Source organism: Tabrizicola thermarum (assembly GCF_003574395.1).
Classification (GTDB): Bacteria; Pseudomonadota; Alphaproteobacteria; order Rhodobacterales; family Rhodobacteraceae; genus Tabrizicola; species Tabrizicola thermarum.
In genome coordinates this window covers 25,952-51,993 of sequence record NZ_QMJY01000076.1, presented here as the reverse complement: position 1 = coordinate 51,993, position 26,042 = coordinate 25,952, and the positions used below count along the sequence as shown (strand labels likewise).

23 protein-coding genes and 1 riboswitch are annotated in these 26,042 nt (G+C 68.4%); of the genes, 4 read left to right on the top strand and 19 right to left on the bottom strand.

Features of this window, described 5'->3' with window-relative positions:
- Positions 1-96: 96 nt before the first annotated feature.
- The 9 genes from glmM to D5084_RS11510 all read right to left on the bottom strand — a co-directional run bounded on the left by glmM (position 97) and on the right by D5084_RS11510 (position 11,358).
- Positions 97-1,440: a phosphoglucosamine mutase gene (glmM, locus tag D5084_RS11550; RefSeq protein ID WP_128515643.1), complete on the bottom strand. Its 1,344-nt coding sequence runs from the start codon at positions 1,438-1,440 to the stop codon at positions 97-99.
- Positions 1,437-2,456, bottom strand: coding sequence for a dihydropteroate synthase (gene folP / locus D5084_RS11545; protein WP_128515642.1), 1,020 nt, complete (start codon positions 2,454-2,456; stop codon positions 1,437-1,439). Before folP ends, glmM begins: the two co-directional genes overlap by 4 nt.
- A 46-nt stretch (positions 2,457-2,502) precedes the next feature.
- Entirely contained in the window at positions 2,503-3,405 is a 903-nt protein-coding gene (locus tag D5084_RS11540) for a dihydroneopterin aldolase (RefSeq protein ID WP_128515641.1), read from the bottom strand.
- Between the two features lie 87 nt (positions 3,406-3,492).
- Positions 3,493-4,116, bottom strand: coding sequence for a cell wall hydrolase (locus D5084_RS11535; RefSeq protein ID WP_238382619.1), 624 nt, complete (start codon positions 4,114-4,116; stop codon positions 3,493-3,495).
- A gap of 187 nt (positions 4,117-4,303) precedes the next feature.
- On the bottom strand, positions 4,304-6,850 hold the full coding sequence (locus D5084_RS11530; protein WP_128515640.1) for a putative PEP-binding protein: 2,547 nt from the start codon (positions 6,848-6,850) through the stop codon (positions 4,304-4,306).
- 90 nt (positions 6,851-6,940) lie between these two features.
- Positions 6,941-9,283 carry a glycine--tRNA ligase subunit beta gene (gene glyS / locus D5084_RS11525; protein ID WP_128515639.1) on the bottom strand — a complete coding sequence of 781 codons (2,343 nt, stop codon included), beginning with the start codon at positions 9,281-9,283 and terminating at the stop codon, positions 6,941-6,943.
- Between the two features lie 9 nt (positions 9,284-9,292).
- Entirely contained in the window at positions 9,293-9,958 is a 666-nt protein-coding gene (locus D5084_RS11520) for an FkbM family methyltransferase (protein ID WP_128515638.1), read from the bottom strand.
- Positions 9,959-10,435: a DUF6446 family protein gene (locus D5084_RS11515; protein WP_238382617.1), complete on the bottom strand. Its 477-nt coding sequence runs from the start codon at positions 10,433-10,435 to the stop codon at positions 9,959-9,961. It lies immediately after the preceding gene.
- On the bottom strand, positions 10,432-11,358 hold the full coding sequence (locus tag D5084_RS11510) for a glycine--tRNA ligase subunit alpha (protein ID WP_128515636.1): 927 nt from the start codon (positions 11,356-11,358) through the stop codon (positions 10,432-10,434). The genes D5084_RS11515 and D5084_RS11510 overlap by 4 nt, the downstream gene beginning before the upstream one ends.
- 175 nt (positions 11,359-11,533) lie before the next feature.
- Here D5084_RS11510 and D5084_RS11505 point away from each other — a divergent pair, with 175 nt between their 5' ends.
- A complete protein-coding gene (locus D5084_RS11505) occupies positions 11,534-13,303 on the top strand; it encodes a serine protease (protein ID WP_128515635.1) in 1,770 nt (589 codons plus the stop codon).
- A gap of 24 nt (positions 13,304-13,327) precedes the next feature.
- Here the strand turns inward: D5084_RS11505 and D5084_RS11500 are convergent, their stop codons facing one another.
- The 3 genes from D5084_RS11500 to metZ all read right to left on the bottom strand — a co-directional run bounded on the left by D5084_RS11500 (position 13,328) and on the right by metZ (position 17,243).
- On the bottom strand, positions 13,328-14,776 hold the full coding sequence (locus tag D5084_RS11500; protein ID WP_128515634.1) for a TrkH family potassium uptake protein: 1,449 nt from the start codon (positions 14,774-14,776) through the stop codon (positions 13,328-13,330).
- Between the two features lie 46 nt (positions 14,777-14,822).
- Positions 14,823-15,908 (bottom strand): GTP cyclohydrolase FolE2, encoded by a 1,086-nt coding sequence (folE2, locus tag D5084_RS11495; protein WP_128515633.1) that lies wholly within the window; start codon positions 15,906-15,908, stop codon positions 14,823-14,825.
- A 153-nt stretch (positions 15,909-16,061) separates the two neighbouring features.
- The gene (gene metZ, locus D5084_RS11490; RefSeq protein WP_128515632.1) at positions 16,062-17,243 is read right to left on the bottom strand and encodes an O-succinylhomoserine sulfhydrylase; all 1,182 of its coding nucleotides are present in this window, start codon (positions 17,241-17,243) and stop codon (positions 16,062-16,064) included.
- Between the two features lie 48 nt (positions 17,244-17,291).
- A riboswitch (SAM riboswitch) is annotated at positions 17,292-17,369 on the bottom strand.
- A gap of 130 nt (positions 17,370-17,499) precedes the next feature.
- On the opposite strand from metZ, the gene D5084_RS11485 reads away from it, so the two are divergent.
- On the top strand, positions 17,500-18,408 hold the full coding sequence (locus D5084_RS11485; protein WP_128515631.1) for an alpha/beta fold hydrolase: 909 nt from the start codon (positions 17,500-17,502) through the stop codon (positions 18,406-18,408).
- An 81-nt stretch (positions 18,409-18,489) separates the two neighbouring features.
- Complete coding sequence (locus tag D5084_RS11480) at positions 18,490-19,608, top strand: tetratricopeptide repeat protein (protein ID WP_128515630.1); 1,119 nt, start codon at positions 18,490-18,492, stop codon at positions 19,606-19,608.
- A 78-nt stretch (positions 19,609-19,686) separates the two neighbouring features.
- Here the strand turns inward: D5084_RS11480 and D5084_RS11475 are convergent, their stop codons facing one another.
- The 7 genes from D5084_RS11475 to D5084_RS11450 form a co-directional block, all read right to left on the bottom strand.
- Complete coding sequence (locus D5084_RS11475) at positions 19,687-20,322, bottom strand: hypothetical protein (protein ID WP_128515629.1); 636 nt, start codon at positions 20,320-20,322, stop codon at positions 19,687-19,689.
- 97 nt (positions 20,323-20,419) lie between these two features.
- Complete coding sequence (locus D5084_RS11470) at positions 20,420-21,028, bottom strand: inner membrane-spanning protein YciB (protein WP_128515628.1); 609 nt, start codon at positions 21,026-21,028, stop codon at positions 20,420-20,422.
- A 3-nt stretch (positions 21,029-21,031) separates the two neighbouring features.
- A complete protein-coding gene (locus D5084_RS11465; protein ID WP_128515627.1) occupies positions 21,032-21,931 on the bottom strand; it encodes an EamA family transporter in 900 nt (299 codons plus the stop codon).
- On the bottom strand, positions 21,928-22,800 hold the full coding sequence (locus tag D5084_RS11460; protein ID WP_128515626.1) for a hypothetical protein: 873 nt from the start codon (positions 22,798-22,800) through the stop codon (positions 21,928-21,930). Before D5084_RS11460 ends, D5084_RS11465 begins: the two co-directional genes overlap by 4 nt.
- Positions 22,790-22,927, bottom strand: coding sequence for a hypothetical protein (locus D5084_RS18375; protein WP_155523133.1), 138 nt, complete (start codon positions 22,925-22,927; stop codon positions 22,790-22,792). Before D5084_RS18375 ends, D5084_RS11460 begins: the two co-directional genes overlap by 11 nt.
- Positions 22,924-24,108 carry a signal recognition particle-docking protein FtsY gene (ftsY, locus tag D5084_RS11455; protein WP_128515625.1) on the bottom strand — a complete coding sequence of 395 codons (1,185 nt, stop codon included), beginning with the start codon at positions 24,106-24,108 and terminating at the stop codon, positions 22,924-22,926. Before ftsY ends, D5084_RS18375 begins: the two co-directional genes overlap by 4 nt.
- Positions 24,109-24,169: 61 nt before the next feature.
- Complete coding sequence (locus D5084_RS11450) at positions 24,170-24,874, bottom strand: lysoplasmalogenase family protein (protein WP_128515624.1); 705 nt, start codon at positions 24,872-24,874, stop codon at positions 24,170-24,172.
- Positions 24,875-24,923: 49 nt separating this feature from the next.
- Here D5084_RS11450 and D5084_RS11445 point away from each other — a divergent pair, with 49 nt between their 5' ends.
- On the top strand, positions 24,924-25,991 hold the full coding sequence (locus D5084_RS11445) for an alkane 1-monooxygenase (protein WP_238382616.1): 1,068 nt from the start codon (positions 24,924-24,926) through the stop codon (positions 25,989-25,991).
- The last annotated feature ends 51 nt before the right edge of the window (positions 25,992-26,042 follow it).

Here is a 26,042-nt window from a genome sequence, read left to right as displayed (position 1 = left end):
GGCTGCGCCGGGGCAAAGTTACCGTTCGGTAAATGCCCACGGCCAAGTGCTTGAAATCAAACGATGGAAAAACTGGCCACGCGTGGACAGCCGCGATCAGACCGCGGCTTCCACCGCCCCCACGATCTCGTCCACCACGGCGGCCAGCAGCGCCTCGTCCTCGCATTCCGCCATGACCCGGATCAGCGGTTCGGTCCCCGATTTCCGGATCAGGATGCGCCCCAGCCCCTCGATCCGCGCCTCCGAGGCCCGGATCACCGCCTGCACCGCGGGCACGTCCAAAGGCTGCGCCCCAGCGGTGAAGCGGACGTTCTTCAGCATCTGCGGGACCGTCTCGAAGCTGCGGGTCAGCTCGGACGCGGGCCGCCCGGTGCGGACCATCTCGGCCAGGAACTGCAAGCCGGCCACCAGCCCGTCGCCCGTGGTCGCATAGTCGGTCATCACGATGTGCCCCGACTGCTCGCCTCCCAGATTGAAGCCTCCCTCCCGCATCCGTTCCACCACATAGCGGTCGCCCACCGCCGTCCGTTCCAGCCGCAGGCCGCGCTCTTGCAGGAACCGCTCCAGCCCCAGGTTCGACATCACCGTGGCCACCAGCGCCCCGCCCTGCAACCGCCCCTCCTCGGCCCAGCGGGCGGCAAGCAGCGCCATGATCTGATCGCCGTCGGCGACCTGCCCGGTCTCGTCGATGATCATGATCCGGTCAGCGTCACCATCCAGCGCGATCCCGACATGCGCGCCATGGGTCACCACCGCCGCCGCCGCCGTTTCGGTATGGGTCGACCCGCAGCGGTCGTTGATGTTGGTCCCGTTCGGAGCGGTCCCGATCGGGATCACCTCGGCCCCCAGCTCCCACAGCACCTCGGGCGCCGTCCGGTAGGCCGCGCCGTTCGCGCAATCGACCACGACCTTCAGCCCGTCCAGCCGCAGACCCGTGGGGAAGCTCGTCTTCACGAACTCCTCATACCGCCCGCGCCCGTCGTCGATCCGCTTGGCGCGACCGATGGTTTCCGGTTTGGCGGGCGCGATCTCGCCCTCGATCATCGCCTCGATCTCGGCCTCGGCCGCATCCGACAGCTTGAACCCGTCCGGCCCGAAGAACTTGATCCCGTTGTCCTGATGCGGGTTGTGGCTGGCCGAGATCATCACGCCGACATCCGCCCGCATCGACTTGGTCAGGAACCCCACCGCCGGGGTCGGCACGGGGCCCAGCAGCAGCACGTTCATCCCCGTCGAACAGAACCCCGCCGTCAGCGCGTTTTCCAGCATGTAGCCCGACAGCCGCGTGTCCTTGCCGATCACCACCCGGTGCGCCGCCGACCCGTCGCGGCGGAAATAGCGCCCCGCCGCCGCCCCCAGCTTCAGCGCCAGTTCCGCCGTCATCGGCCAGCTGTTCGCCCGTCCCCGGACGCCGTCGGTGCCAAAGAGCTTGCGCGTCATGTGTCAGTCTCCAGATGATCGGTGTTCAACGCCTGCCACAGCCACAAGGCCTGGCGGGTTTCGGGCACGTCGTGCACCCGGACAATCTGCACCCCCTGCGCGATGCCGGCCAGCGCGGTGGCGATCGAGCCGGGCGCGCGGTCCTGCGGATCGGGGGCCTGTCCGATGCTGCCGATGAACCGCTTGCGCGAGGTTCCCAGCAGGATCGGACAGCCGAGACCGTGGAACAGCGACAGGCCACGGATCAGCGACAGGTTGTGCTCCAGCGTCTTGCCAAAGCCGATGCCGGGGTCAAGCACGATGCGGGCGCGGTCGATGCCCAGGGCCTCGGCCCGGGCCAGCCGCGCGGCCAGCGCATCGTAGACGTCCAGAAGCACGTCGGAATAGAGCGGGTTGTCCTGCATCGTGGCCGGGACGCCCTGGGCATGCATCAGGATGACAGGCGCCGCCATGCGGGCAACCAGAGGCCCGAGCGCGGGGTCGAAGTCGAAGGCCGAGACGTCATTGACGATGGTCGCCCCCGCCTCCAGCGCCGCCTGGGCCACCGGGGCCTTGCGGGTGTCGATGCTGAGCGGCGCCGCAAGCCTGCCCGAGCGCAGCGCCCGGATCACCGGGACGGTGCGGGCGATTTCCTCGTCCACGGGCACCTCGACCGCGCCGGGGCGGGTGCTTTCGCCGCCGATGTCGATGATCTCGGCGCCCATGGCCATGGCCGTTGCCTGCGCCACGGCGGCTTCGGCGCCAAGGAAGCGGCCGCCGTCGGAAAAGCTGTCCGGGGTCACGTTCAGGATGCCCATCAGCCTTGGCCGGTCCATGGTCAGCCCGGCAAAGGCGGGCCGCGCGGCGGTCAGCCTATGCAGGACCGGCGCGGGCACTTCATGTGCCGCGATGATCCGGGCCGGGGCTGCGCGCGACAGAACCTCCACCCGGTCGAACCAGCACCAGCCACCGGCCAGCGGCAACGCGTCCCGTGGCCGCGCCGGATCGGTCATCGCAATCGGTCGGAAATAGTCCATGGGGTTCGGAGTGGCCGAACGCCCTCCGGTTTTCAAGGGGGAAGCGTCAGGCCCGCCGCACCGGAACGCGGCTTCCTGCCGGGACTGCAACCTCGCCGTGAACGACCAGCGCCGCGGCCGACATGGTTTCCGCAAGCCACAGCGCAAGGCCGACCGGGTCGCTGCCCTTCGGCCCGTCCACCGCATCCAGCACCAGCTTCGACGGCGCCCAGACCACCGACTGGCCGCGCTTGATCGCCCAGTCGATCTCGGTCCGCGTCGCCACCACCACGCAGCGGGCATCCCGCGCGGCGAGCGCCCAGGCGTTCTGCTCCATCGCCAGAAGGTCGATGCGGCGCTGGGTCGGCTTGTGGCCGGTCACCGGACGCGGCAGGTCGGGCGGCCCCACGGTCAGGATCAGCGGCAGCCCCTCGGCCTGCAACGCATCCAGCCGCGCGGACAGATCGGCAGCCCGGACCGTCGCGTTGTCAAGGAAGACGACCAGCGGGTGCACCGCCTCCAGCCCCTCCTCCCCCGTCCTCTGCACCGGGCGTTCGGCGCGGGACCGCACGATCTCCACCCCCAGGGCATAGGGGCCGATATCCAGCTTTTCAATCCGGATGAAGACCCGCATGGCGGCGGGCTCGGCCAGGATCCGCTCGGCCACCCTTTCGGCCAGCGTTTCAAGCAGGTTCAGCCGTTCCGCCGCCAGTTCCGCCGCGATGGCTTCGGTGATCCGGTCGTAGGACAGGATGCGGTCGACGTCATCCTCCAGCGGCTCGGTCACCGGGCGGACTTCGACGACGACGTTGAAGCGCAGGCGCTGCTTGTGGCCGCGCTCTTGCTGGAAGGCGCCGATGTCGGCTTCGACCACATGGTCGCGCAAGGAAATCCGGTCCCGCATGGCCGCGCCGGCAGAGGCCTCGGCCCGGGCTTCCGGATGGGCGAATGCCAGGTCGATATCGCTCATCTGGGGTCCTCCGCCGTTCGGCCCCTCATAGCACGCGGCGCGCGGCGGCCAAGCGAGAAGGCGTCACGGAAGCCGCCATTGGCGACATCAGCCGCTTGCGCCGGGCTGGCGGTAGAACAGATGGTCGCCGATCCGCGCCGTGCGGGCAAAGCGCCTGGACCAGCTGGGCTTGACGCCCCGAGTGTGGAAATGCGTGGCGCCCGCGGTCAGGACACGCGGGGCACCGTCCAGCATGGCCCGGGCGATGCGGCCGGCAAGATCGGCGGCGTCGGCCTCGCGCATCTTCTTGCGACCGGCGCAGACATAGGAGAACTGGCAGTCACCGCCCACGCGCTGCCTGACCACGCCGCAGACCGTGCGGGGGTAAAGCGGGCTGTCGACCCGGTTCAGGATCACTTCGGCCACGGCAATCTGGCCCTCCAGGCTTTCGCCCCGCGCTTCGAAATACAGCGCCTCGGTCAGGCATTGCCATTCGGCGTCGCCTGTAGGCTTGGGCTGGGCCATCAGCCAATCCTCGGTCAGCCCCTCGGTCATCCCCGAGGCGGGCACCGGCGCGTCAAGGTCCGGCGCAGGCAGCAGCCGAAGGTTCAGGGCAAAGGAGGCCGGGCTGGCCATCAGCCCGAACATGCCCGTATTCCAGCTGGAATCCGCCGTCGCGGTGCCGGCCGCAAGGACCGTCACCAGCGCAAGAGTCGCCAGGTTGCGTTTCATTCTGCTCTTCCGTCATTGTTTCCCGGCGGAAGTTTCCCCGCCTTGGCAAGCAGCCGGGGGGGTAGGCGAAGCGATCCGGGGGGTCCAGCACTGTTGCAGAATTGCAACGAAAATCAATGCTGCATGAGCGAAATGCCGCCGAAAAACAGGCGGAAATTCGCGAAGAAAGCCTTGCAATTAACTGATTTTAAATGTTTTTACCACGATCCGCCAGGGCCAGGTGCGCCGCCGCAAGCCGGGCCATGGGCACTCGGTAGGGCGAACACGAGACATAGTCGAACCCGGCGCGGCGGCAGAAGTCGATGGATTCCGGGTTGCCGCCATGCTCTCCGCAGATCGAAAGCGTGAGGTCGCTGCGAGTCTTGCGGCCGCGTTCCGCCCCGATGTGAAGCAGTTCGCCCACCCCGTCGATGTCCAGGATGTGGAACGGGTCCTCGGGGAAGACACCCAGCCGGACATAGGTGTTCATGAACCGCCCCGCGTCGTCGCGCGACAGGCCGTAGGTCATCTGGGTCAGGTCGTTGGTGCCGAAGGACAGGAAGGCCGCGTGCTGGGCGATCTCTCCGGCCCGCAGCGCCGCGCGCGGGGTTTCCACCATCACGCCCAGCTTGTAGTCGAACCCGGCCCCGGCCTTGGTGCGGACCATCGCGGCCACGGCGTCGATGCGGGTCTTGACCAGCTCCACCTCGCGCCGGGCGCTGACGAGGGGGATCATGATCTCGGGCACCACGGGGGCACCGCGGCGGGCGGATTCCAGCGTCGCCTCGAAGATCGCCTGGGCCTGCATGTCGTAGATTTCCGGCAGCACGACGCCCAGCCGCACCCCGCGCATGCCCAGCATCGGGTTCACCTCGGTCAGCGCCTCGGCCCGGCGGGTGACTTCGGACAGGGGCCGGTCCAGCGCCTCGGCCAGCCCGCGCAGGCCCTCGCGGTCGGACGGCAGGAATTCGTGCAGGGGCGGATCGAACAGGCGGATGCAGACCGGCAATCCCTGCATGATTTCAAAAAGCTGCACGAAATCCGCCCGCTGCATCGGCAACAGCCGCGCCAGCGCCGCCGCGCGGTCGCCGGGCGTGTCGGCAAAGATCATCTCGCGCATGACGACAAGGCGGTCCTCGTCGAAGAACATGTGTTCGGTCCGGCAGAGCCCGATCCCCTCGGCCTCGAACTTCCGCGCGGTTTCGGCGTCGGCGGGCGTGTCGGCATTGGCCCGAACGCCGATGTCGCGCACCTCGTCGGCCCAGGACAGAAGCCGGCGGAAACTGTCGTCCAGCGCAGGGGGCAGCATTTCCGCCGCACCTGCCAGCGCCTCGCCCTTGGTCCCGTCCAGAGTCACCACATCGCCCGCGCGGAAGACGCGGCCATCGGCGGTGGTCAGCTTTCCTTCGCGGGCATCCAGCCGCACTTCGGACGCGCCCACCACACAGGGCAGCCCAAGCCCGCGCGCGATCACCGCCGCGTGGCTGGTCATGCCGCCGCGTTCGGTCAGCACCGCTGCGGCCGAATGCATCCCGCGAATGTCCTCGGGCGCGGTCTCGCGGCGCACCAGGATGCAGGCCTCGCCCCGCGCCGCTGCGGCCTGCGCCTCGGAGGAGGAGAACACCAGAATCCCCGTCGCCGCCCCGGGCGAGGCCGCGATGCCCCGGGCGATCACGTCGCGGTCCCCGCGAGGGTCCACCTGATGGTGAAGAAGCTCCGACAGGGCCCGCGGTTCGACCCGCAGCACTGCCTCGTCGCGTCGGATGATCCCGTCCTCGGCCAGCGCCACCGCGATCCGCAGGCCTGCCCGGGCCGAGCGTTGCACCTTGACCGCATCCAGCACGGCCAGGCGGCCGTCCTCCACGGTGAATTCGATCTGCATCTCCTCGCGCAGGCGGGCGCGGCAGATTGCCCCGTATTCGACCAGGGTCGCAAAGACGTCGGGCGCCACGTCCTCCAGCGACGGGCCGCGCGGGTCGCGTGTCAGATACAGCGCCTCGGTCGTCTTCAGCGCATCGCGGCCCTGGCTCTGGCCCAGATAGCGCCCGGTGATCTGCGGCTGGCCGGTGACCGGATCGACGAACTGGATCACGCCCGAGCCTGAAATCCCCTGCCCGATGCCTTGCGCCATCTCCTGCACGACCAGCCCCAGCGCCGCCTCTTCGGGCGCACCCTTGGCCTGGCGGAGCAGGCGGGCCGATGTCCCCTCCCAGGCCCGCGCCATGCTGCGGAGGACTTCGGACAGCTGCCTTGCAGCGTCCTGCGGGAAGGGCTCGTCGGTCTCGACCTCGTATTGGCGCAGCGCCTCCTTCAACGCGCCCGGCCCCGGCTTCAGCCCGTCGAAGACTTCGGGGTCAAGCCGCGCCACATGGATCGCATAGGCCTGCACAAAGCGCAGATACAGCGCATCCGCCGCCGCTTCGCCGTGGGTTTCGGCCAGGCGGGCGTGACGCTTGGCGTTCAGCCCGATGTTGAGGATCGTCGCCGGGCCACCCCAGTCCGGGTTGGCGGGGCTTGGGCGCACGCTGATGAGGGGGCCGTCGCCGAAATGGTCCAGGATGCCGCGCGCGTCCACGGCATGGCCTGCGGCGATGGCCCGGACTGTCGAGGCGGGCAGCGCCACGGATTTCGGCACCGGCAGGTCCAGCCGCACCAGCCGTTGCAGGCATTTTGCCCGCCACCCATGCGACGCCGCCGCGATCTGCGCCGAGGGCGAGATCTGCGTGAAGTCGGCGATGGGGTCGTGTTTCTGCACTGCAGCACCTGATGTTCGGCCGCAGCATACCCCGAATGACCTGTCGCGCAAGCGTGACATGTCAGCACTGTGACGAATCTTTGGGCGGTATCAGCCCTCGATCCGGCTGAGGTCCGCCACACCGGAACAGACCTTGCGGATGCGGTGCAGAAGGTTCAGCCGGTTGCGGCGGATGATCTCGTTGTCGCTGTTCACCTGGACGGCGGTGAAGAAGGCGTCGATGGGCGCGCGGAGGGTGGCCATCGCGGCCATGGCGCGCGGGAAATCCTCGGCCTGCATTGCGGGGGCGATCTCGGCCTCGGCCCGGTCGAGGGCGGCGAACAACGCGCGTTCCTCGTCGGTCTCGGCGAATTTCGGGTCCGCACCAAAGGAGTATTCGACGCCGTCCTTCGCCTCGGCCTGCGCCAGGATATTGGCGGCGCGCTTGTAGCCCTGGATCAGGTTCGCCCCGTCCTCGGTCTTCATCACCGCCGCCAGCGCCTCGGCTCGCTTCACCAGCAGCGTCAGGTCGTCATTCCCCGGCATGGCGAGGCAGGCATCGATGATGTCGTGCCGGATGCCCTGGTCCCTGAGGTAGACCTTGAGGCGGTCGTGGAAGAAGGAGAGGAGGTCTGAAGTTTGGTCGTCTCGATGCCCAAACCTTGTAGCCACTTCTCTCTCAAGCTCAGCCTTCGCAGCTGCATCTTCCAACTTCTTGATTTCGGCTTGCAGCGTGGCAATCGCGTTTCGATTCAGGTTTGTAGTTGAGTGCGCGTGAGCAAGTGCCATCCTTGCTCTCTTAAGCGCGTCTCGTTGTTCTCCAACAGCAAACTTGCCTTGGATTGCGTCGAAAATCGCTAGGTCCATTTGATCCGAAGCAACTGGCACAAGGTGCATCCGCACCCCATTCCCCAGCACCAACCGGATCACCCCCAACGCCGCCCGCCGCAGCGCAAACGGGTCCTTCGACCCCGTCGGCTTCTCGTCGATCGCCCAGAACCCGGTCAGCGTGTCGATCTTGTCGGCCAGCGCCACGGCAACCGAGACCGGCTCAGTGGGCACCGCGTCGCTCTCGCCCTTCGGGCGCCAGTGGTCGCGCGCGGCGTCGGCAATCGCGGATACCCGCCCCGGGCTTGACCCGGGGCCTCCGCTTGCCTCCCCGAGGCCCCGGATCAAGTCCGGGGCGGGGTTTGCCTGCAACGCCTCCAGCGCGTAATACCGCCCCATGACCCCCTGCAATTCCGGGAACTCGCCCACCATCGCCGACCGCAGGTCCAGCTTCGCCAGCCGCGCCGCACGTTCGGCGTCATCGGCATCCGCCCCGACCAGCGGCGCAATCTCGCGCGCGAGCGTCGCGATCCGCTCCACCCGCTCCGCCTGGCTACCAAGCTTCGCATGGAAGGTCACGGCCTTCAGCCCCTCGGCCCACTCACCCATCCCGGCCTTCGCCACGCGCAAGTCGTTCTCCCAGAAGAATTTCGCATCCGACAGCCGGGCGGCCAGCACCTTCTGGTTGCCCTTCAGGATCACCTCGCCACCATCCGCCGCCTCGATGTTTGCGACGGTCACGAAGCCCTCGATCCGGCCCGTCCGGGGGTTCTTCACGGAAAAGAACTTCTGATGCTCCTTCATCGAGGTCTGCAACACCTCCGGCGGCAGGCCGAGGAAATCGTCGGAAATCCGGCCCATCAGGGGGACCGGCCATTCCACCAGCCCCGCGACCTCGGTCAGAAGGCCCGGGTCGGGCACGACCTCCATCCCGGCGGCAAAGGCCAGGTTCTGCGCGCCCTGCCAGATCGCGGCCTCGCGTTCCGCGCTGTCCAGCACCACTTTCGCGCGCTTCAGCTTCACCACATAATCGTCGAAGCCCGTCACGGTGAACCGCCCGATCCCCATGAAACGGTGGCCCTCGGTCGTGTTGCCCGCCTCGATCCCGTCCACCGACAAGGGCACCACATGCGCGCCGCCCTCATCGGACAGGATGCACAGGATCGACTGCAACGGCCGCACCCAGCGCAAGCTGCCCGAGCCCCAGCGCATCGACTTCGGCCAGGGGAAAGTGCGGATCGTGGTCTCCAGCACCTCGGCCACGATCTCCGAGGCCGCCCGACCGGGGCGCTCCACCACGGCATAGAAGGTCTCGCCCTTCCTGTCGGCCCGGCGTTCCAGCTGGTCCAGCGTCAGGCCCGTCGACCGCAGGAACCCCTCGATCGCCTGCGCCGGGGCCGACACCGAGGGCCCCTTCCGCTCTTCCCGCACCGGGCGGCTTTCCGCCGTCAGCCCCTCGACCGACAGCACCAGACGGCGCGGCGTGGAAAAGGCCCCCGCCGAGGCATAGGTGAGGCCCGCCTCGACCAGACCGTCGGTCACCAGCTTCCGCAGGTCCTCGCGGGCCTTTCCCTGCATCCGGGCCGGGATTTCCTCGGAAAAGAGTTCGATCAGCAAGTCGGGCATGTTGGGGTCCTAGATCCAGTCGAGGTTCACACGGGACGGCGGATAGGCGGCGGCGATGGCCTCGCGCAGCGCGGCAAAGCGGGGGCGCAGGTCCTTGAACTTGCGTTCATGCGTTTCGGCGACCGTCAGCTGGATGTCGTCGAATGCCCGCCGGTCCAGCATTGCAGCCAGAAGGTCCAGCTCGGCCCCCTCGATGTCCATCTTGACGAAGGCCACCCGGCCATGCGCCGCCACAAGCCCATGCAGGAAGGCCGGGAAATCGACGACCGCCACCTCGATCCCCTGCCCTTCCGCGATGTTCTGCCCGCCAGCGACAACGGTGCTTTTGACCGAAGCGAGCTCGGGGTTCGCCTCCCAGTTCGCGGCCCGCATCAGGCGGAGGGTCCCCGCCTCGGTCCCCACGGCAGCGGCATGCAGATGCACGTTCGCCACTCCGGCAAAGCGGTCGGTCGGCTTTTCGATGTTGTAGGGGTCCGGCTCGAAGGCATGGACCTCGGCCCCGCTGACAGCAAGGACCGCCGTCACATCCCCCCGGTTCGCCCCGCAATCCACCGCCACATCCCCAGGCCGCAACATCGAGGCGACACCCGCCAGCATCCCCGCGGCCCGCGCATGGCGCAGGTCGCGCTTGTGACGGCGCCTGAGCTTCCGCAGAGGATCCTCGGTCTCGGCCATCTATTCCGCAAGGCTCCCGTTCAGCTGCTGCCAGGCATAGGCCCGCCCGTCGCCGAAAACGGCAACCACCCGGTCGACGCCGGGGTGGATGTTGCGTTCCGAGAGAAAGGCCAGCGCCTCGCCGGTTTCCAGCGCGCGGCCGATGGCAGCGGCGTCAAAGCAGTCGAACCCGCGCGGCGCAACCAGCGGCTCGGCGCCCTCATAGGGACGATAGGTCTCGGTCAGCATGGCCAGCGACAGGGGCGTGGTGAAACAGGCGCGGAACTTGATGGGAGAGCTGTCCGCGTCGATCCCCTGGATGGTGTCGACCACGATCGGCTCGGGCTGGTCCGAGGTCAGCGGCACCAGACGGATTTCCTGCCCCGGCGTGAAGGCCACGTCCCGGTAGAAGGCGCGTTCGGCCGTGTACCACAGCAAACCACCCGCGACGGCGGCGACAATCACGATGGCCCCCACGATGACCTTGCCCGCATTCACAGGTCCGCCCCCGCTTCGGTCAGCCGGAAGGCATCGGCGCATTTCTTCGCCAGCGCCCGCACCCGTCCGATATAGGCCTGCCGTTCGGTGACCGAGATCACCCCCCGCGCGTCCAGCAGGTTGAACAGGTGGCTGGCCTTGATCGTCTGGTCATAGGCCGGATGCGCCATGATGATCCGCTTGCCGGACTTCGGGTCCTCCGGTTCAAAAGCGAGCAGTCGTTCGCATTCTGCCTCGGCGTCCTTGAAGTGCTGCAAAAGCATCCCGGTCGAGGCGCCGTCGAAGTTGTGACGGCTGTATTCCTCTTCCGTCTGGCGGAAGATGTCGCCGTATTTCAACGGGATCGGGCTGTCGGGGTCGTTGAAGGGCATCTCCATCACATGATCGATGCCCATCACGTACATCGCCAGCCGTTCGAGGCCATAGGTCAGCTCGCCAGAGACCGGCTTGCAGTCATGCCCGCCGACCTGCTGGAAATAGGTGAACTGGCTGACTTCCATCCCGTCGCACCAGACCTCCCAGCCCAGGCCCCAGGCGCCCAGCGTCGGGCTTTCCCAGTCGTCCTCGACAAAGCGGATGTCGTGCAGGCCCAGGTCGATCCCGATGGCCGCCAGCGACCCCAGATACAGGTCCTGCAGGTTCGGCGGCGAGGGTTTGATGATGACCTGATACTGGTAATAGTGCTGCAGACGGTTGGGGTTCTCGCCATAGCGGCCGTCCGTGGGGCGGCGCGAGGGCTGCACATAGGCCGCGGCCCAGGGCTTCGTGCCAAGGCTGCGCAGCGTGGTCGCGGGGTGGAAGGTGCCCGCGCCCACTTCCATGTCATAGGGTTGCAGCACGGCACAGCCCTGCGCGGCCCAGTAGGTCTGCAACCGCAGGATGATTTCCTGAAAGCTTTTCGGCGTGGTGGTGGCGTCGGACATGGGGGGGACCCGGACAAAGGCAAAGTCGCGCCTTCCCTATCCACTGGGGCGCACAGGGTCAATTCCGATAAGGACCGGCGCAATCGTGACCGGATGGCCGGGAGTTTCGCCCTTGTCGCCGCGCGCGTCATGGCTAATGTCGGCGCCAGCCGGAAACCGCCTTCAGGACCTGTTCATGTTCAGACCGCTTGCGTTGATTGTCCTTCTGTTCGCCGCCGTGATCCTTGCCCCCGGGCAACAGGCGGCCGCGCAGGAGGGCCGGGTCTGGTTGCAGGTCGAGGCGCATCCCGACATGGCCACCGCCCTGGACCGGGCCCGCGCCTATGCCGCGCGGTTTCCCGAGACGGCGGCGTTCCGGCTCCGCTCGGGCTGGTATGGCATCACGCTTGGCCCCTACCCGGCCGATGAGGCGCGCCAGCGCCTTGGCGCCCTGAGGCGCGACCGGCAGATCCCCCCGGACAGCTTCATCGACGACGGCTCGCGCTATGGCGAGCAGGTCTTCCCCGAGGACGGTGCTGCGGCCCTTGCACCCAGGCCCGCCCCGGCGACCGACCTTGCCGCCGAGATCGCCGCCGCGGTCGAAACGCCCGAGCCCGCCCCCGTCGCTGCGCCCGACGAGGACCGCCAGCAGGCCCGCGACAGCGAGGCGCTTCTGACCCCGGAAGAGAGGCGCGACCTGCAAACCGCGCTGCAATGGTTCGGCTTCTACAACAGCGCCATCGACGGCGCCTTCGGCCCCGGCACCCGCAATTCGATGGCCGCCTGGCAAGAGGCGCAGGGGCTGGAGCCGACCGGAATCCTGACGTCCCGCCAGCGCCGCGCGCTTCTGGACGCCTGGCAGGGCGAGATCTCCGCCTTCGGCTTCACCGAGATCACCGATCGGGAGTCCGGCATCACCGTCACCCTGCCGCTGGGCCTGGTCGAGTTCGACCACTACGAACCGCCCTTCGTCCATTATCGCCCCCGGACGGAAACGGCGCCGCGCATCGTCCTCATCTCGCAGCCCGGCGACCAGGCGGCGCTTTACGGACTGTACGACGTGCTCCAGACGCTCGACTCGGTGCCGCTGGACGGCCCGCGCGACCGGGGCGACCGCTCGTTCCGCATCCGCGGCACCTCGGGCAAGGTCGACACCACGGTCTTTGCCGAACTCAAGGGCAACCGGATCAAGGGCTGGATGCTGATCTCGACCCCCGGCAACGAGACCCGCGATGCCCGCATCCTCAAGGTGATCGGCGACAGCTTCCGTCCCGATGGCGATGGGGTGCTGGACCCCGGAATGGCGGCGATGGGCGCCGAAACGCGCGCCGGACTGCTGGCGGGGCTTGAGCTGCGCAAGCCCCGTCTCAGCCGGACCGGGTTCTTCATAACGCCCGACGGCGCGGTCCTGACCACGGTCGAGGCGGTCGAGGGATGCGCCCGCGTCACCATCGACCGCGCGACCGAAGCGACCGTCACCTTGGCCGACAGGGCCAGCGGGCTGGCTGTCCTGCGCCCGAAGACCGCGCTTGCCCCGCGCGCGGTCGCAGGGTTCGCCACCGCCCCCTCGCGCCCGGGCAGCGAAGTCGCCGTGCCCGGCTATTCCTACGAAGACCGCCTGCCCGCCCCGGTCATCACCTTCGGCACGCTGGAGGACCTGACCGGCCTGAACGGCGAGACTACCCTCAACCGCCTCGCGCTCCAGTCGCTCCCCGGCGATGCCGGCGGCCCGGTGCTGGACGCCTCGGGCAGCGTTCTGGGGATGCTTCTGTCCGCCACCCGGCCGCAAGGCGGCAGACAGCTGCCCGCAGGCGTGACCTTTGCGCTGCCTGCGGCCGAGATCGCCCGGCTGCTGACACCGACGGGTCTTGCAACCACGCCGACGACCGAAACGGCGCCGCTGGACCCCGCCGCGCTGTCGGATCGGGCCACCGGCATGACCGCGCTGGTCTCCTGCTGGGAGTGACCGCCTCGCGCCCGCTGCCCGGCCCTAGCGCCGCCAGAAGCTGGGCAGCACCATGACGAGGATCGCAAGCAGCCCAAGGCGACCCAGGATCATGCACAGCGTCATGATGGCGATGGCGCCGGGGGGAAAGTCGATGAAGGTGCCCGTCCGTTCGACGAGGGGGCCGAAGCCGAAGCCGATATTTCCCAGCGACGTCCAGACCGCGAACACAGCCGATACGGTATCGACTCCCATCAGCGTCATCGCCACGCTCATCACGCCCAGGATCAGGATGAAGCTGGACACGAAAAGGATCAGCGCGTTCAGCACGTCCTCTTCCACGACGCGGCCCTGATAGCGGATCGGGTCGATGGTCGAGGGATTGCCGATCCGCCGCACCTCACGCTTCAGCACGGCAATGACAAGCTGCACGCGGAACACCGAAAGCCCCGCCGCCGATGACCCCGAACAGGCCCCGATGACCCCGATCACGAAGGCCACAACCAGCATGAACCCGCCCCAGCCCGTGAAACTGGCGGTGCCGAAGCCGGTCGAGGACATGATCGAGGTCAGGTTGAACAGGCTTTGCCGGAATGCCTCTTCCATCCCGGTATTGGTGGTCCAGATGCGCCAAAGCGCGACAGAGACGACCGCCATGGCCAACCAGCGGGCGTAGGCGCGGATCTGCGAATCCTGCCACAGCGGCAGGACGGATCCGTTCAGAAGCTGAACAAAGCGGATGTAGGGCAGGCTGGCCAGGAACATGAACAGGGCCGAGGCATACTGGATCGCGGCGCTGTAGCCGGTGAAGGAATCGTCCTTGCTGGAAAAGCCTCCCGTGGCCACCGTCGCCATGCCATGCACCACGGCATCGAAGGCGGGCATCCCCAGGATCGCATAGACCGTCATCGTGGCCACGGAGAGCACCAGGTACACGATCAAAAGCTGCTGGGCGATGTCGGTAGCCCTTGGCAGGACCTTGCCGAAGGTGTCGAAGCCCTCGGTGCGGAAGAACTGCATCCCGCCGATCCGCATCAGCGGCAGGAAGATCATCGCGATGAAAGCGATCCCAAGGCCCCCCAGCCAGTTCAGCATCCCCCGCCACAGGATCATGCCCCGCGGCAGATCGGCCAGCCCCGAGATCACCGAGGACCCGGTCGTCGTGATGCCGGACACGGCTTCGAAATAGGCCAGTTGCAGGCTCAGCCCCGGCGCGCCGATCCAGAACGGCAGCGCGCCGAAGAAGGGCACGGCAAACCAGATGCCCGCCGTCAGAAGATAAGCCTGCCGAGTATCCAGCGCCCGGCCCAGGGCATTGCCGGTGGACAGCGCCAGAGCCACCCCTGTCACCCCGGTCAGCGCGGCCGAGGCAAGGAAGGCAAAGCCATTGGCCAGCCCCGCGCGCCAGTCAACGATGGCGGGGGCCAGCATCAGGATCGCAAGCACGATCAGGATGCGGCCGATGACATAGGCGACGGGGCGGAAGTCAACCATGGTCGGGCATGGCTACGCGGCCCCGCGCCTTTGGTCAATCCACCAGTCAGCCCGCGTGGATCAGACCCTGGAACAGGCGCGGGTCCAGACTTTCGGCGGCGAAGGTCTCGCCCTCGGTCAGAAGGCTGATCGCGTCGTGACTGTGCAGGCTTTCCTGGTGGCTGGCGATCACCCGGAAATCCCCGATACGCGCGTCGGCCCGCAGCGCCTCGCAGAACAGCCGCGCCGCGTCCTCGACAAAGATCGGGTTGGCGGCGTTCAGCTCGGCAAAGGCCTGCTCGTCCTCGCGCTTGACCATGACCTGCGTCTCGGTGACGACCGCCGAACGGGCCAGGTCGATCAGGTCCTCAAAGGCCATCTCGCCGGTCAGTTCCACCGACAGCCGCGCGACGGACCGCTGCGAATGCGGCGTCGCCAGCTGGCCGCGCGTCATCCGGGCATGTTCGGACAGCTCCAGGCTGCACGGGCAGGTCGAGGAATAGACATAGTCCAGATGCACGATCCGCTTGCGCACCCCCGCCGCCTCGACCAGTTCCAGCGCGATGTCGTAATACTGCCATCCCTTCAGGCCCGAACGCAGCGACGTCACCTGCATCGGGAAGGACAGCCGCAGCTGGATGCGCGCGTCGAAGGCCCCGAGGTCGGCCTTGTAGTCGTCCAGCGCCGCCTCGATCACGCCGAAGGAAAACTCGCGCTCGGCATGGGCATAGAACGACCGCATGATGCGGCTCATGTTGATGCCCTTCTGCTCGGCTTCCAGGCTGACCGTGCCGGTCACGCTGGTCTCCAGCACCTGCGCGCCGCCGTCGCGGGTCGCATAGCGGATCGGCAGGCGGAAGTTCGAGATGCCGACATGCTGGATCCGCGACTTCGCGCCCCGGATCAGGCTGGCGGGGCCGTTCTGCAGATCGGGCAGCGTGCTGCGATAGGCGGCATCGGCCCTGAACCCGCCCGGATACTCCCGCGACAGGGCGGGATAGCCCTGCCCCGGCACCAGCCAGCCCACCGCCGAATCCAGCCGCGAGATTTCCTCGTCCGACACCTTCCCCGCCCATTGCCGCAGGACGGCCAGGGCCGCCTCGGCCTCTTCGCGCGTGGGAAGGCGGTCGATCTCGGGGGTATGGATATTCATGGGGGCAGGTCCTTTCGGTTCGGGCGGGCCATGTGGCCGGGCCGTCAATTTCCGGAGAGTTCTACGCAGGAAAGCCGCCGCCGGATCACCCTGGTCCGGGGCAGAAGCAGATGATGAGCCGTTTTTCACCCTGCCGCAAGGGCACTTTCTGCGTCAGGGGCGTCCCAGCGCCTGTGCAAGGTCGGCGATCAGGTCGTCCGTGTCCTCCAGCCCCACCGACAGCCGGATCAGCCCCGGAGTGATCCCCAGGGCATCCTTCTGCTCTTGCGGCAGCCGCTGGTGCGTCGTCGTCGCGGAATGGGTCGCGATCGTCCTGGCATCGCCCAGGTTGTTGGAAATCTTGACGATCTCCAGCGCGTTCATGAAGCGGAACGCCGCCTCCTTGCCGCCCGCCACCTCGAAGGCCACCAGCGTCCCGCCGTTGCCCATCTGCGCCATGGCCAGAGCGTGCTGCGGATGCGTGGCAAGCCCGGGATAGATCACCCGGCCCACCTGCGACCAGCTCGACAGCGCCTCGGCGATCTTCAGCGCCGAAGCCGCCATCGCCCGGCAGCGCAGGTCCAGCGTCGCCAGGCCATTCAGATGCATCCAGGCGGTGAACGGGCTCATCGAGCCGCCGGTGTGCTTCATGTAGGGTTCCAGCACCTTGCGCACGTAATCGCGCGTGCCGCAGACGACCCCCCCCAGCGCCCGGCCCTGGCCGTCGATGTGCTTGGTCGTGGAATAGACCACCACATCCGCACCCTGCTCGACCGCGCGGGAAAAGATCGGCGTGGCAAAGACATTGTCGCAGATCACCAGCGCCCCGGCCCTGTGGGCGATCTCGGAGACCGCGCGGATGTCCACCAGCTCCAGCGTCGGGTTCGACATGGATTCGAAGAAGACCGCCTTCGTCCCCGGTGTCACCGCCGCGCGCCACTGGTCCAGGTCGGCACCATCGACAAAGGTCACGCGCACCCCGAACTTCTGCAGCACCTCCTCCAGCACATAAAGGCAGGACCCGAACAGCGCACGAGAGCTGACAACATGGTCCCCCGCCCGCACCAGCGACATCAGCGCGCCACTGACCGCCGCCATGCCGCTTGCGGTGGCAAAGGCGTCCTCGGTCCCCTCCAGAGCGGCGATGCGGTCCTCGAACATCCGCGTCGTGGGGTTGCCGTAGCGGGCATAGATGAACTCGTCCTCGCCCGCCTTGACGAACCGCGCCTCGGCGGCCTCGGCGGTGGGATAGACGAAGCCCTGGGTCAGGAAGATCGCCTCGGCCATCTCGCCATACTGGCTGCGGCGGCTGCCCTCGTGCACCGATCGCGTGCGTGTCTTCCAGTCCCTGGTCATCGTTCCGGCCCTCCGGCCAATAAAAAACCCCGGCATACCAAAGGTGCCGGGGCCATGCCCTTCACCTCTTTAGCGGCTTGTTTAACGTGGCCCGCAATCCGGTAACAAAGCGCCACGGACGTCTGCATACGCCCGCCGCCGGGCGTGGTCAAGCAGCCACAGGGCCGGACTGTCATGCAGCCGTCACCCGCCCGTCATCCCGCCGTTTCCGCGCTGCGGCATGCACGGGGAAAACAGGCAACAGGCGAAACAGGCCATGACCGACGATCCCCGTCCGATCCGCGCCGATGCAACAGACTGCGGCCTGGTCCTTGACCGGGACCGGCTGGCGAGGAAGCTCGCGGCCCTGCCCCCGGAAGCCCCGGTCGTCGTCATGATCCACGGCTGGCGCTATGCCCCCGGTTTCGCCCGCGATTGCCCGCATGGCTCGATCCTGTCGCTGGACCCTGCCCCCGCCGACCGCCGCGCCGTGAGCTGGCCGCGTCACCTGGGGCTGGACGGGCGGCAGGGGCTGGGGATCGCGCTTGGCTGGAACGCGAAATGCGACCCCTGGCGCGCGCATCTGCGGGCCTGGCGCACCGGCGCCGCCCTGGCCGAGATCGCGCGCACTGTCCACGGCCTCTCGGGCCGCGGGGTCCAGATCATCGCCCATTCCATGGGTGCCCGCGTCGCCTTGGCCGCCCTGCCCCTGGTGGACCCAGGCCAGATCGACCGGATGATCCTGCTGGCCGCCGCCGAGACCCGGGGGCGCACTCTGGCGGCGCTCGCCTCTCCGGCAGGTCGCGCGGTCGAGGTGGTCAACGTCACCACCCGCGAGAACGACCTGTTCGACGCCTGTTTCGAATGGGGCATCCACCTGGGGCTGCGCACCTCGATCGGTCAGGGGCTTGGGCGCGGCCTTGCGCGCTGGCATGACCTCTGGATCGACCAGCCCCGCACGCTGGCCGGGCTGGCGGCCCTTGGCCATCCGCTGGCCGACCCGCCCCGGCGCATCTGCCACTGGTCGCCCTACCTGCGCCCCGGCACCATCGCGCTCTATCGCGCGCTGATCGAGGGGCGGCTGGCGGCGGCGGACCTGCCGCGCCATCGCCCCGGCCGCCGATGGTCGCGGCTGATCCTCGGCGCGCGCGGGATGGGTGTCGGCCCGGGCCTGCCCGCCGCCTGACGCCGCCTGGCCGCACTTGATTTTCCCCACCGGCTGAAGGACGCTCGCCCCACCGTCCCGGACCCAGCCGCGAAAGCCCCCATGCGCCGCCTTCTCCTTGTCCTTGCGACAGTGTCCCCCACCCTTCCCGCCGTCGCGCAGACCTGCGAAGACCGCAGCGCCGACTTTGAGACCCAGATCACGCTGTGCGACCAGGCCTTTCAGGCCGCCGACAGCTCCGACAGCGCCGCCATGGCCCTTGCGCTGAAGGGCGAGGCGCAGCGGATGCTCGGCCAGCTGGACGAGGCCGCGGCCACGCTGCAACAGGCCATCGCGCTCTCGGCGGCCAATGCCTGGATCTGGGTGGAACTGGGCAATGTCCGCTATGACCAGGGCGACGTGGCGGGGGCGCTGGCACATTACTCGGCCGCGCTGGCGACCGAGGACTACATTTCCGCCTGGGCCAACCGGGCCGAGGCCTGGTGGCAGTTGCGCGAGGGGCAGCGCTGTTCGGATGACGCCGACAACGCGCTGCGGCTGGACCCGCAATATGCCTATGCCAACGAGATCAAGGGCCGCTGCCTGATCGACCTTGGTCGCGCGGAAGAGGCGCTGTCCTATTTCGACACCGCCATCGCGCTGGCACCCGGCTACCAGAACGCCTATCGCAACAAGCTTGCGGCGCTGGCGGCCCTGGGGCGCCCGCAGGACCTGGTCGCCGTCGCGGACGAGGCGCTGCGCCCCGGCGTGGTCACCGCCAGCAATCCCGCCATCGAGGAAGACATCCTGTCGCGCCGACTGCTCGCGCTTGGCGAATATGCCCCCCCTGCCCAGCTTGCCGCCGAAGCCGCCGCCCTGTTGCAGCGCTATCCCGACAGCCTTGCCGCAGCCAATGTGCAGGCCCGCGCGCTGCTTGCCGACGGCAAGGCGGCCGAGGCGGATCAGGTCAGTCAGAGCCTGCGCCGGAACCCGAACGGCCGGCGGATGGAGGCGGCCTACCACGACACCCTTGCCCGGATCGACGCTGCGCTGGGGCGGATGGACGATGCCTATGCGAACTATGACGCGGCACTCGGGCTCGATCCGGCCTTGTCGAAGACCTATGCCCGAAAGCTGTCCGAACTGGGCTTCCTGCCCCTGTCGAACACTCCGGCCGCCGTCCTGACCGCGCTGCGGCGGTGCATGGATGTGAAAAGGACCGCCTGCGTGCTGCCGCAATAAGAAAGGGCGCCCTGCGGCGCCCTTGGCAAAGGTCTTTGGGGTTAAAGTCCTTCGGCTGAATTCCGGGGGCCGAGCGGCTCAGGCCCTGTGACCATTGTCGTCCAGGTTGATCACCGTCAGCACCATCGCCCGCAGCACCATGTGCCCGATGACCGGCAGCACGGCCCAGAACAGCAGCCAATGCGACGGCTCGGTGATGCGGATCATGGTCTCGTTCAGAAGCAGGAAGGTGAAGTTGTAGACCACCATGATCCGGGTCAGGTTCGGCAGGTGGTCGCGCATCTCTGCGTCCGGCCAGAAACTTGCGGCAGTGGCGGTGCGGCCGTTCAGCACGTCCTGCAGGAAGATGCCGCCGATCACCACATAGAACAGGCTCTGCATCCGCTGGCACCACAGCGGATCATTGGCCAGCGCCAGCACCACCAGCGGCACACCCGCGAAGGCCAGCGCGAAGACGATGGTCCGGCCGACCGAATAGCGGGTCAGCAGCCGCCGCACCATGCCTTCGAAGCCCATCGCGATCCGCACGGCCAGCGCGGCCAGAAAGGCCGTGGCGAAGGCGTTGGCCGAATGATCGGATCCGAAGGCCACCGACAGCAGCGGATAACCCAGCAGAAGAACCGCACCCGGCAGGTAAAGCGACCGCGACAGCGGCGGCAGGTCCTGGAACAGGCTCAGGAACAGGCGGACCAGATCGAACGGGGTGCGGTGCATCGGTCTTCTCCCTCAGGCTCAGCCTTGGGTTTAGCGATGCTTCAAGGCAGGTCTGGGGCAGAACCCTGCCCGTTACGGGGCATTCCTGTGGAAGGCGTCAGGTTTTGTCCTCGGGCTCTTCCATGATGTAGCGTTGCAGCGCCATGAGGTTCAGCATCAGGAACAGAAACAATGCCGCGGGCATGGCAAAGGTTTCCAGCTTGACCCACAATTCGGTCGACTGCGTGCGCCAGATGATCTCGTTGGCGATGGCAAGGCCCGCGAACATCAGCGCCAGCCTGCGGGTCAGGATCATCCAACCCTCTGGTTTCATGGGCAAAGCCTCGGCCATCACCCATTGCAGCAGGCTTTTCCCGCGCAACAGCCCCGCACCCAGGATCAGCGCGAAGACGCCGTAGACAATGGTCGTCTTCATCTTGAAAAAGCGCTCGTCGTTGAACCAGGCCGTCAGCCCGCCGAAGACCACCACCATCACGCCGACGAATATCTGCATCCGGCTGATCGTGCCCGTCAACAACCAGAGCGTGAAAATTGCGGCAAGAAGCAGCGGGATCAGGATCAGGGCTGCCACAATGAAGCCGGAATAGTCGGTCCCGCCCAGAGTGTAGGTCTCGTCCTTGATCCGCATGTAGATCAGGAAGAAGACCACGGTCGGCCCCAGTTCCAGCACCTGCTTGAGAATCGGGTTGATCCTGCGTTCCGCCATTGCCTATCCCGCCCATTCCATCACGACCGCGCCCGCCGCGATCACTGCCATCAGTCCGGTCCGCACCGGCCCCACCTTCTCGCCCAGAACCAGCCAGCCGATCAAGGCGGCAAAGACGGTCGAAGTCTCGCGCAAGACCGCCGCCTCGCCGACCTTGTCCAGCCGTGTGGCCAGCATGATCGCGCCAAAGCTGAAATAGGCGACGAAGGCGCCAGATACACCCCGCTTGAGCAAGGGAACGATCTCGGCGGCCGGAAGCTGCCGCCAGCGCCGGTGAGTGACGATCGGGATGAATATCCCGTCCAGCATGAAGAACCAGGCGAGAAAGGTGAACGGGTCCGCCGTCGCGCGGATGCCATAGGCGTCACAGGTGGTATAGGCCGCCACCATCGCCCCTGTCGCCACCGCCAGACCCAGCGCGGGCACCATCGTCGCCCGATCCACCGTGACATGGCGCAGGTTCCAGGCCGCCAGCCCAAGGATGCCGCCGACCAGCAGCGCCAGCCCCGCCCACTGGCCGGGGGCGAAACTCTCGCCGAAGACGATCCCCGCCCCGATCACGGTAAAGAACGGCCCCGTGCCGCGCACCACCGGATAGACCACGGTGAAGGCCCCCCGCGTGTAGGTCATCGCCTGCAAGACCTTGTAGACCGCATGGATCGCGAAGGCGCCCGCGAAGATCGGCCACATGTGCGGCTCCGGCCAGGGCACCACGAACAGCGCGAAAGGCGCGGCGATCACCCCGTAGCTCACGTCGATCGCCGCACGGCTCAGCCAGGGATCGTGCCGCCCCTTCTGCAAGGCTCCGAAGAGCGCGTGCAGCACCGCCGCCAGCAGCGCCAGCGCCAGCGCAAGGTCATGCCCCGCTGCGGTCCCCTGGACCGACCGCAGGATCTCGCTCAAGGGGCCAGTCCCGGCTGCCAGTCCACCGCCAGCACCGCGCCAGAGAACAGCCGCGCCAGCGCTTCGGGGCCAAGCGGGTCCCGGGACAGCGCCGCAACCCCCAGCTCTGCCGCGCCGATCCCTCCGGGCCGCGACAGCTCCAGCACAAGCCGCCCCCGACCCTGCGGCAGCGCGTCGATCAGCCGCTTCAGCTGCCCCGCCCCGTCCTCGGGCACAAGGGCCTCGGGCAGGTTGCCGACGATCTGCCGCAGCGTCGCCCGGCTTGCGTCGATCGCCGCCGCCCCGCGCGCCGCGCCGTCGGCCAGACCCTCGCCCCAGGCTTGCAGCACCGGACGCAGCAGCTTGCCGTCGTTGCGCCAGTCCAGCCTCGCCCAGGTCAGCCGCCCCAGCATCAGCGACCCCGCCGAGATCCCCACCCCGGCGATATCCGCCGCGACCGCCAGCTCCGAGCCGCCCGACAGCCGCACCACCCCATCGCGCAGCGCGATTCCCTCCGGCCCGACCGTCGCGTCAAGGGCCACCTCGGCCGTCTGCAAGCGCAGAGCCTCGCGCAGCACCGGGTCCAGGTCGCGCTGCCCGAGGCCGGGCGAGACGCGGACGCCACCCGCCCTGACCGCAAGGCTCACCAGCGCACCCTCGTCCAGGTCGCCGCGCAGTCTCAGCCGTTCGGCCACCAGATCGGGCGCCCCGTCAGCCTTCAGCACCGCCCGGTCGAAGACGCACCAGCCGTCTTCCGTCCCCGATGGCGGTGCCGTGATGCGGGTGCCGGTCGCGCTTTCCAGCGCGGCCAGAAGCTGCGGGCAAGCGGCCGGTTCGGCCATGACCGGCCCGCACAAAAGCGCAAGGACAAGGCCCAGTTCACGGCGCATCGGAATGTGTCCAGTCCACATCCAGCACGACGCCCTGCAACAGGGGGGCAGCCTCTGCCAGATTGTCCGCCCCCCCGCTCGGCGCCCGACCGGCCAGCGCCAAAGTCAGAAGACCCGCGCGGATCATCCCTCGGCTCCGACCAGCGCCCTGGCGAAGTCGTCGGGGTCGAAGGGTGCAAGATCGTCGATCTGCTCGCCCACGCCGATGGCATGGATCGGCAGACCGAACCTGTCGGCCAGCGCCACCAGCACACCGCCCTTGGCCGTCCCGTCCAGCTTGGTCATCACCAGACCCGAGACATCCGCGATCTTGCGGAAGATCTCGACCTGCGTCACGGCGTTCTGGCCCGTGGTCGCGTCCAGCACCAGCAGCGTGTTGTGCGGCGCGGTCGGATCGACCTTGCGGATGACGCGCACGATCTTGGCCAGTTCCTCCATCAGGTCCTGCCGGTTCTGCAGCCTGCCCGCCGTGTCGATCAGCAGAAGGTCCGCCCCCTCGGCCCGCGCCCTGGTCAGCGCATCGAAGGCAAGGCTCGCCGGATCCGACCCTTCCGGCGCGGTCAGCACCGGCACCCCGGCGCGCTGTCCCCAGATCTGCAACTGTTCCACCGCCGCCGCACGGAAGGTGTCGCCCGCCGCGATCACCACCTTCTTGCCGGCGGCCTTGAACTGGCTGGCCAGCTTGCCGATCGTGGTCGTCTTGCCCGACCCGTTCACCCCCACCACCAGCACGACCTGCGGCTTCTGCGGATACAAGGGCATCGGCCGCGCCACCGGCTCCATGATCCGCGCCACTTCCGAGGCCAGCGCCGCGCGCAACTCGCGGGTCGAGACCTTCCGCCCAAAGCGTCCCTCGGCGATGTTTGCCGTGACCCGAACGGCGGTATCCACGCCCATGTCGGCCCGGATCAGAAGCTCCTCCAGGCTTTCCAGCATCGCGTCGTCCAGCACGCGCCGGGGCTCATCCGCCACCGTCCGCCCGAACAGCCGCCCCAGCAGGCCGGGCCTGGCCGGTTCGGGGTCGCGGTCGGGGGAAGGAACCGAGACCGTTGCCGCGCGTGCGAAAGGCATCGGCTCCTCCGGTCCGGGCAGATCGGGCTCGGGCAGCTCCGGCACCGGCACTTCCGGCAGATCGGGTTCGGGCAGTTCGGGGGCCGGGGGCTCGGGCAGTTCCGGCACCGCGTCGGGCACCTCGCGCGGCGGCTCTTTCGGGTCGTCCGCGCCCTCGGCGACCAGCGCCTCCAGCCCCTCACCGATCTTGTCCGAAGACCGGAACATCCGCTCCTTGAGCTTCTTGAAGAACGACATGGGCAGGCTCTCCCGGCTGTTTCCCTTCACCTAGTCGCTTTGCCCGGTCTTTGGAAGGCCATCAGCCCGGACCGAGGCCCGCGTAGTCCAGCGCACCCCGCAGGATCAGCGCCTGACCGGCCCAGTAGGCGGGCCAGAGCGCCAGGGCCAAAGCCCGCCGCGTCGCGGGCGCCGTCACCACGAAAAGCTGCAACGCCAGCATCAGATCCGACAGGATGAACAGCCCCGCCCCCAGCCGCAGCACCCCCTGCCCCGGATGCGCCGGCAGGAAAAGGGCCGACACCCCCATCAGGCCGATCAGCCCGACATAGCCGCGCACCGGCTGGCGCAAGGCGCCCGTGCGCGGGGCCAGCCAGACCTCGGTCGAGCCAAGCAGCGCCAGAAGCCCCGCCAGCACCATCCCCTCGGGCAACGACACCCCGTCAGGGCCGATCTCTCCCGACCGCCACAGAAAGCCCCCCGCATAGGCCAGATGCCCCAGCCCGAAGGCCGCGACGCCGGCCAGGAACCGCCGCACCCCGCCCAGCGCCAGGAACAGATCGCCCAGCGCCCCCAGCGCGAGGCCAAGGGGGATCAGCCAGAACCAGCCGCCCGGCGACATCGCCAGCGCCAGCCCGGCCATAAGCGCCGTCGAGGCGGTCTTGACCACCGCCCCCGCCATCCCCTTGACCTCCCGCGTGGCAAAGGCCAGCCAGTAGGCCAGCGCCGACGCCAGCGACAAGAAGGCAGTTGCAAGCGCCAGCGTTTCGACCAACTTGTCCGGCATAGCCACCTCCGCAGTCTCCGTCCCCCAGCCTCAACCGGACCAGGCCCCGTTGCAAGCCCGCCCCCTGCCCCTTGCCGCCTTCGCCACCGCCGCCCTCGGCCCCGTGGCGCTGATCGGGCTTGGCGCGGGCTTCGGCGGGCTCTGGCTCTGGTCTGCCTTCCTTTACATGGCAGTGCTGACCCTCCTCCTCGACCAGCTGATCCCGCTCACCCCGGGCCGGACCGAGGATGCCGAGTTTCCCGCCGCCAATGCCCTGCTGGTGGCTGCGGGCCTCGGGGCGCTTGTCCTCCTGCCCCTGGCCACCTGGGCCATCGCCGGTCCCTCGGCACTCACTAGCCTGGAACGGGTCCTTCTCTTCCTCGCCACCGGCTTCTGGCTGGGCCAGGTCGCCCACCCCGCGGCGCATGAGCTGATCCACCGCCCCAACCGCTGGCTGTTCCGCCTTGGTGCGGCTGTCTACGCCTGGCTCCTCTTCGGCCAGCACGCCAGCGCCCACCGGCTGGTCCACCACGCCCGCGTCGCCAGCCGCGACGATCCCAATACCGCGCGACCGGGCGAAAGCTTCTACCGCTTTGCCCCCCGTGCCTGGATCGGCAGCTTCCGCGAGGGCCTTCTGGCCGAAACCGCGCGGCGCAAGGGCCACTCCGGCCCGCATCCCTACGCGCTCTACCTCGGGATCAGCGCGCTGGCCCTGACCCTCGCCGCCCTGATCGCGGGGCTTCCCGGCCTTCTGACCTGGACTGCCCTCGCACTCCACGCCCAAAGCCAGATCCTCCTGTCCGACTACGTCCAGCACTACGGCCTCACCCGCGCCCGACGCGCCGACGGCAAGCTGGAGCCCGTCGGCCCCGCCCACAGCTGGAACACCGCGCATTGGTTCACCTCCGCCATGATGCTGAACGCCCCGCGCCATTCCGACCACCACGTCCACCCCGCGCGCGCCTTCCCCGCGCTGGACCTGCCGCCCGCGACCGAGGCCCCCCGCCTGCCCTGGCCCCTGCCCCTCGCCTGCGCCCTGGCCCTTGCCCCCCGCACCTGGCGCCGCGCCATCGGCCCCCATCTCGCCCAATGGCGGAATACCCGACCCGCCGACGCCCCGCCGGACACGCCCGCGTGACTGGTCAACCTGCCCGGCCTCTGGCACTCTCGCACCCAGACCGAACGGAGC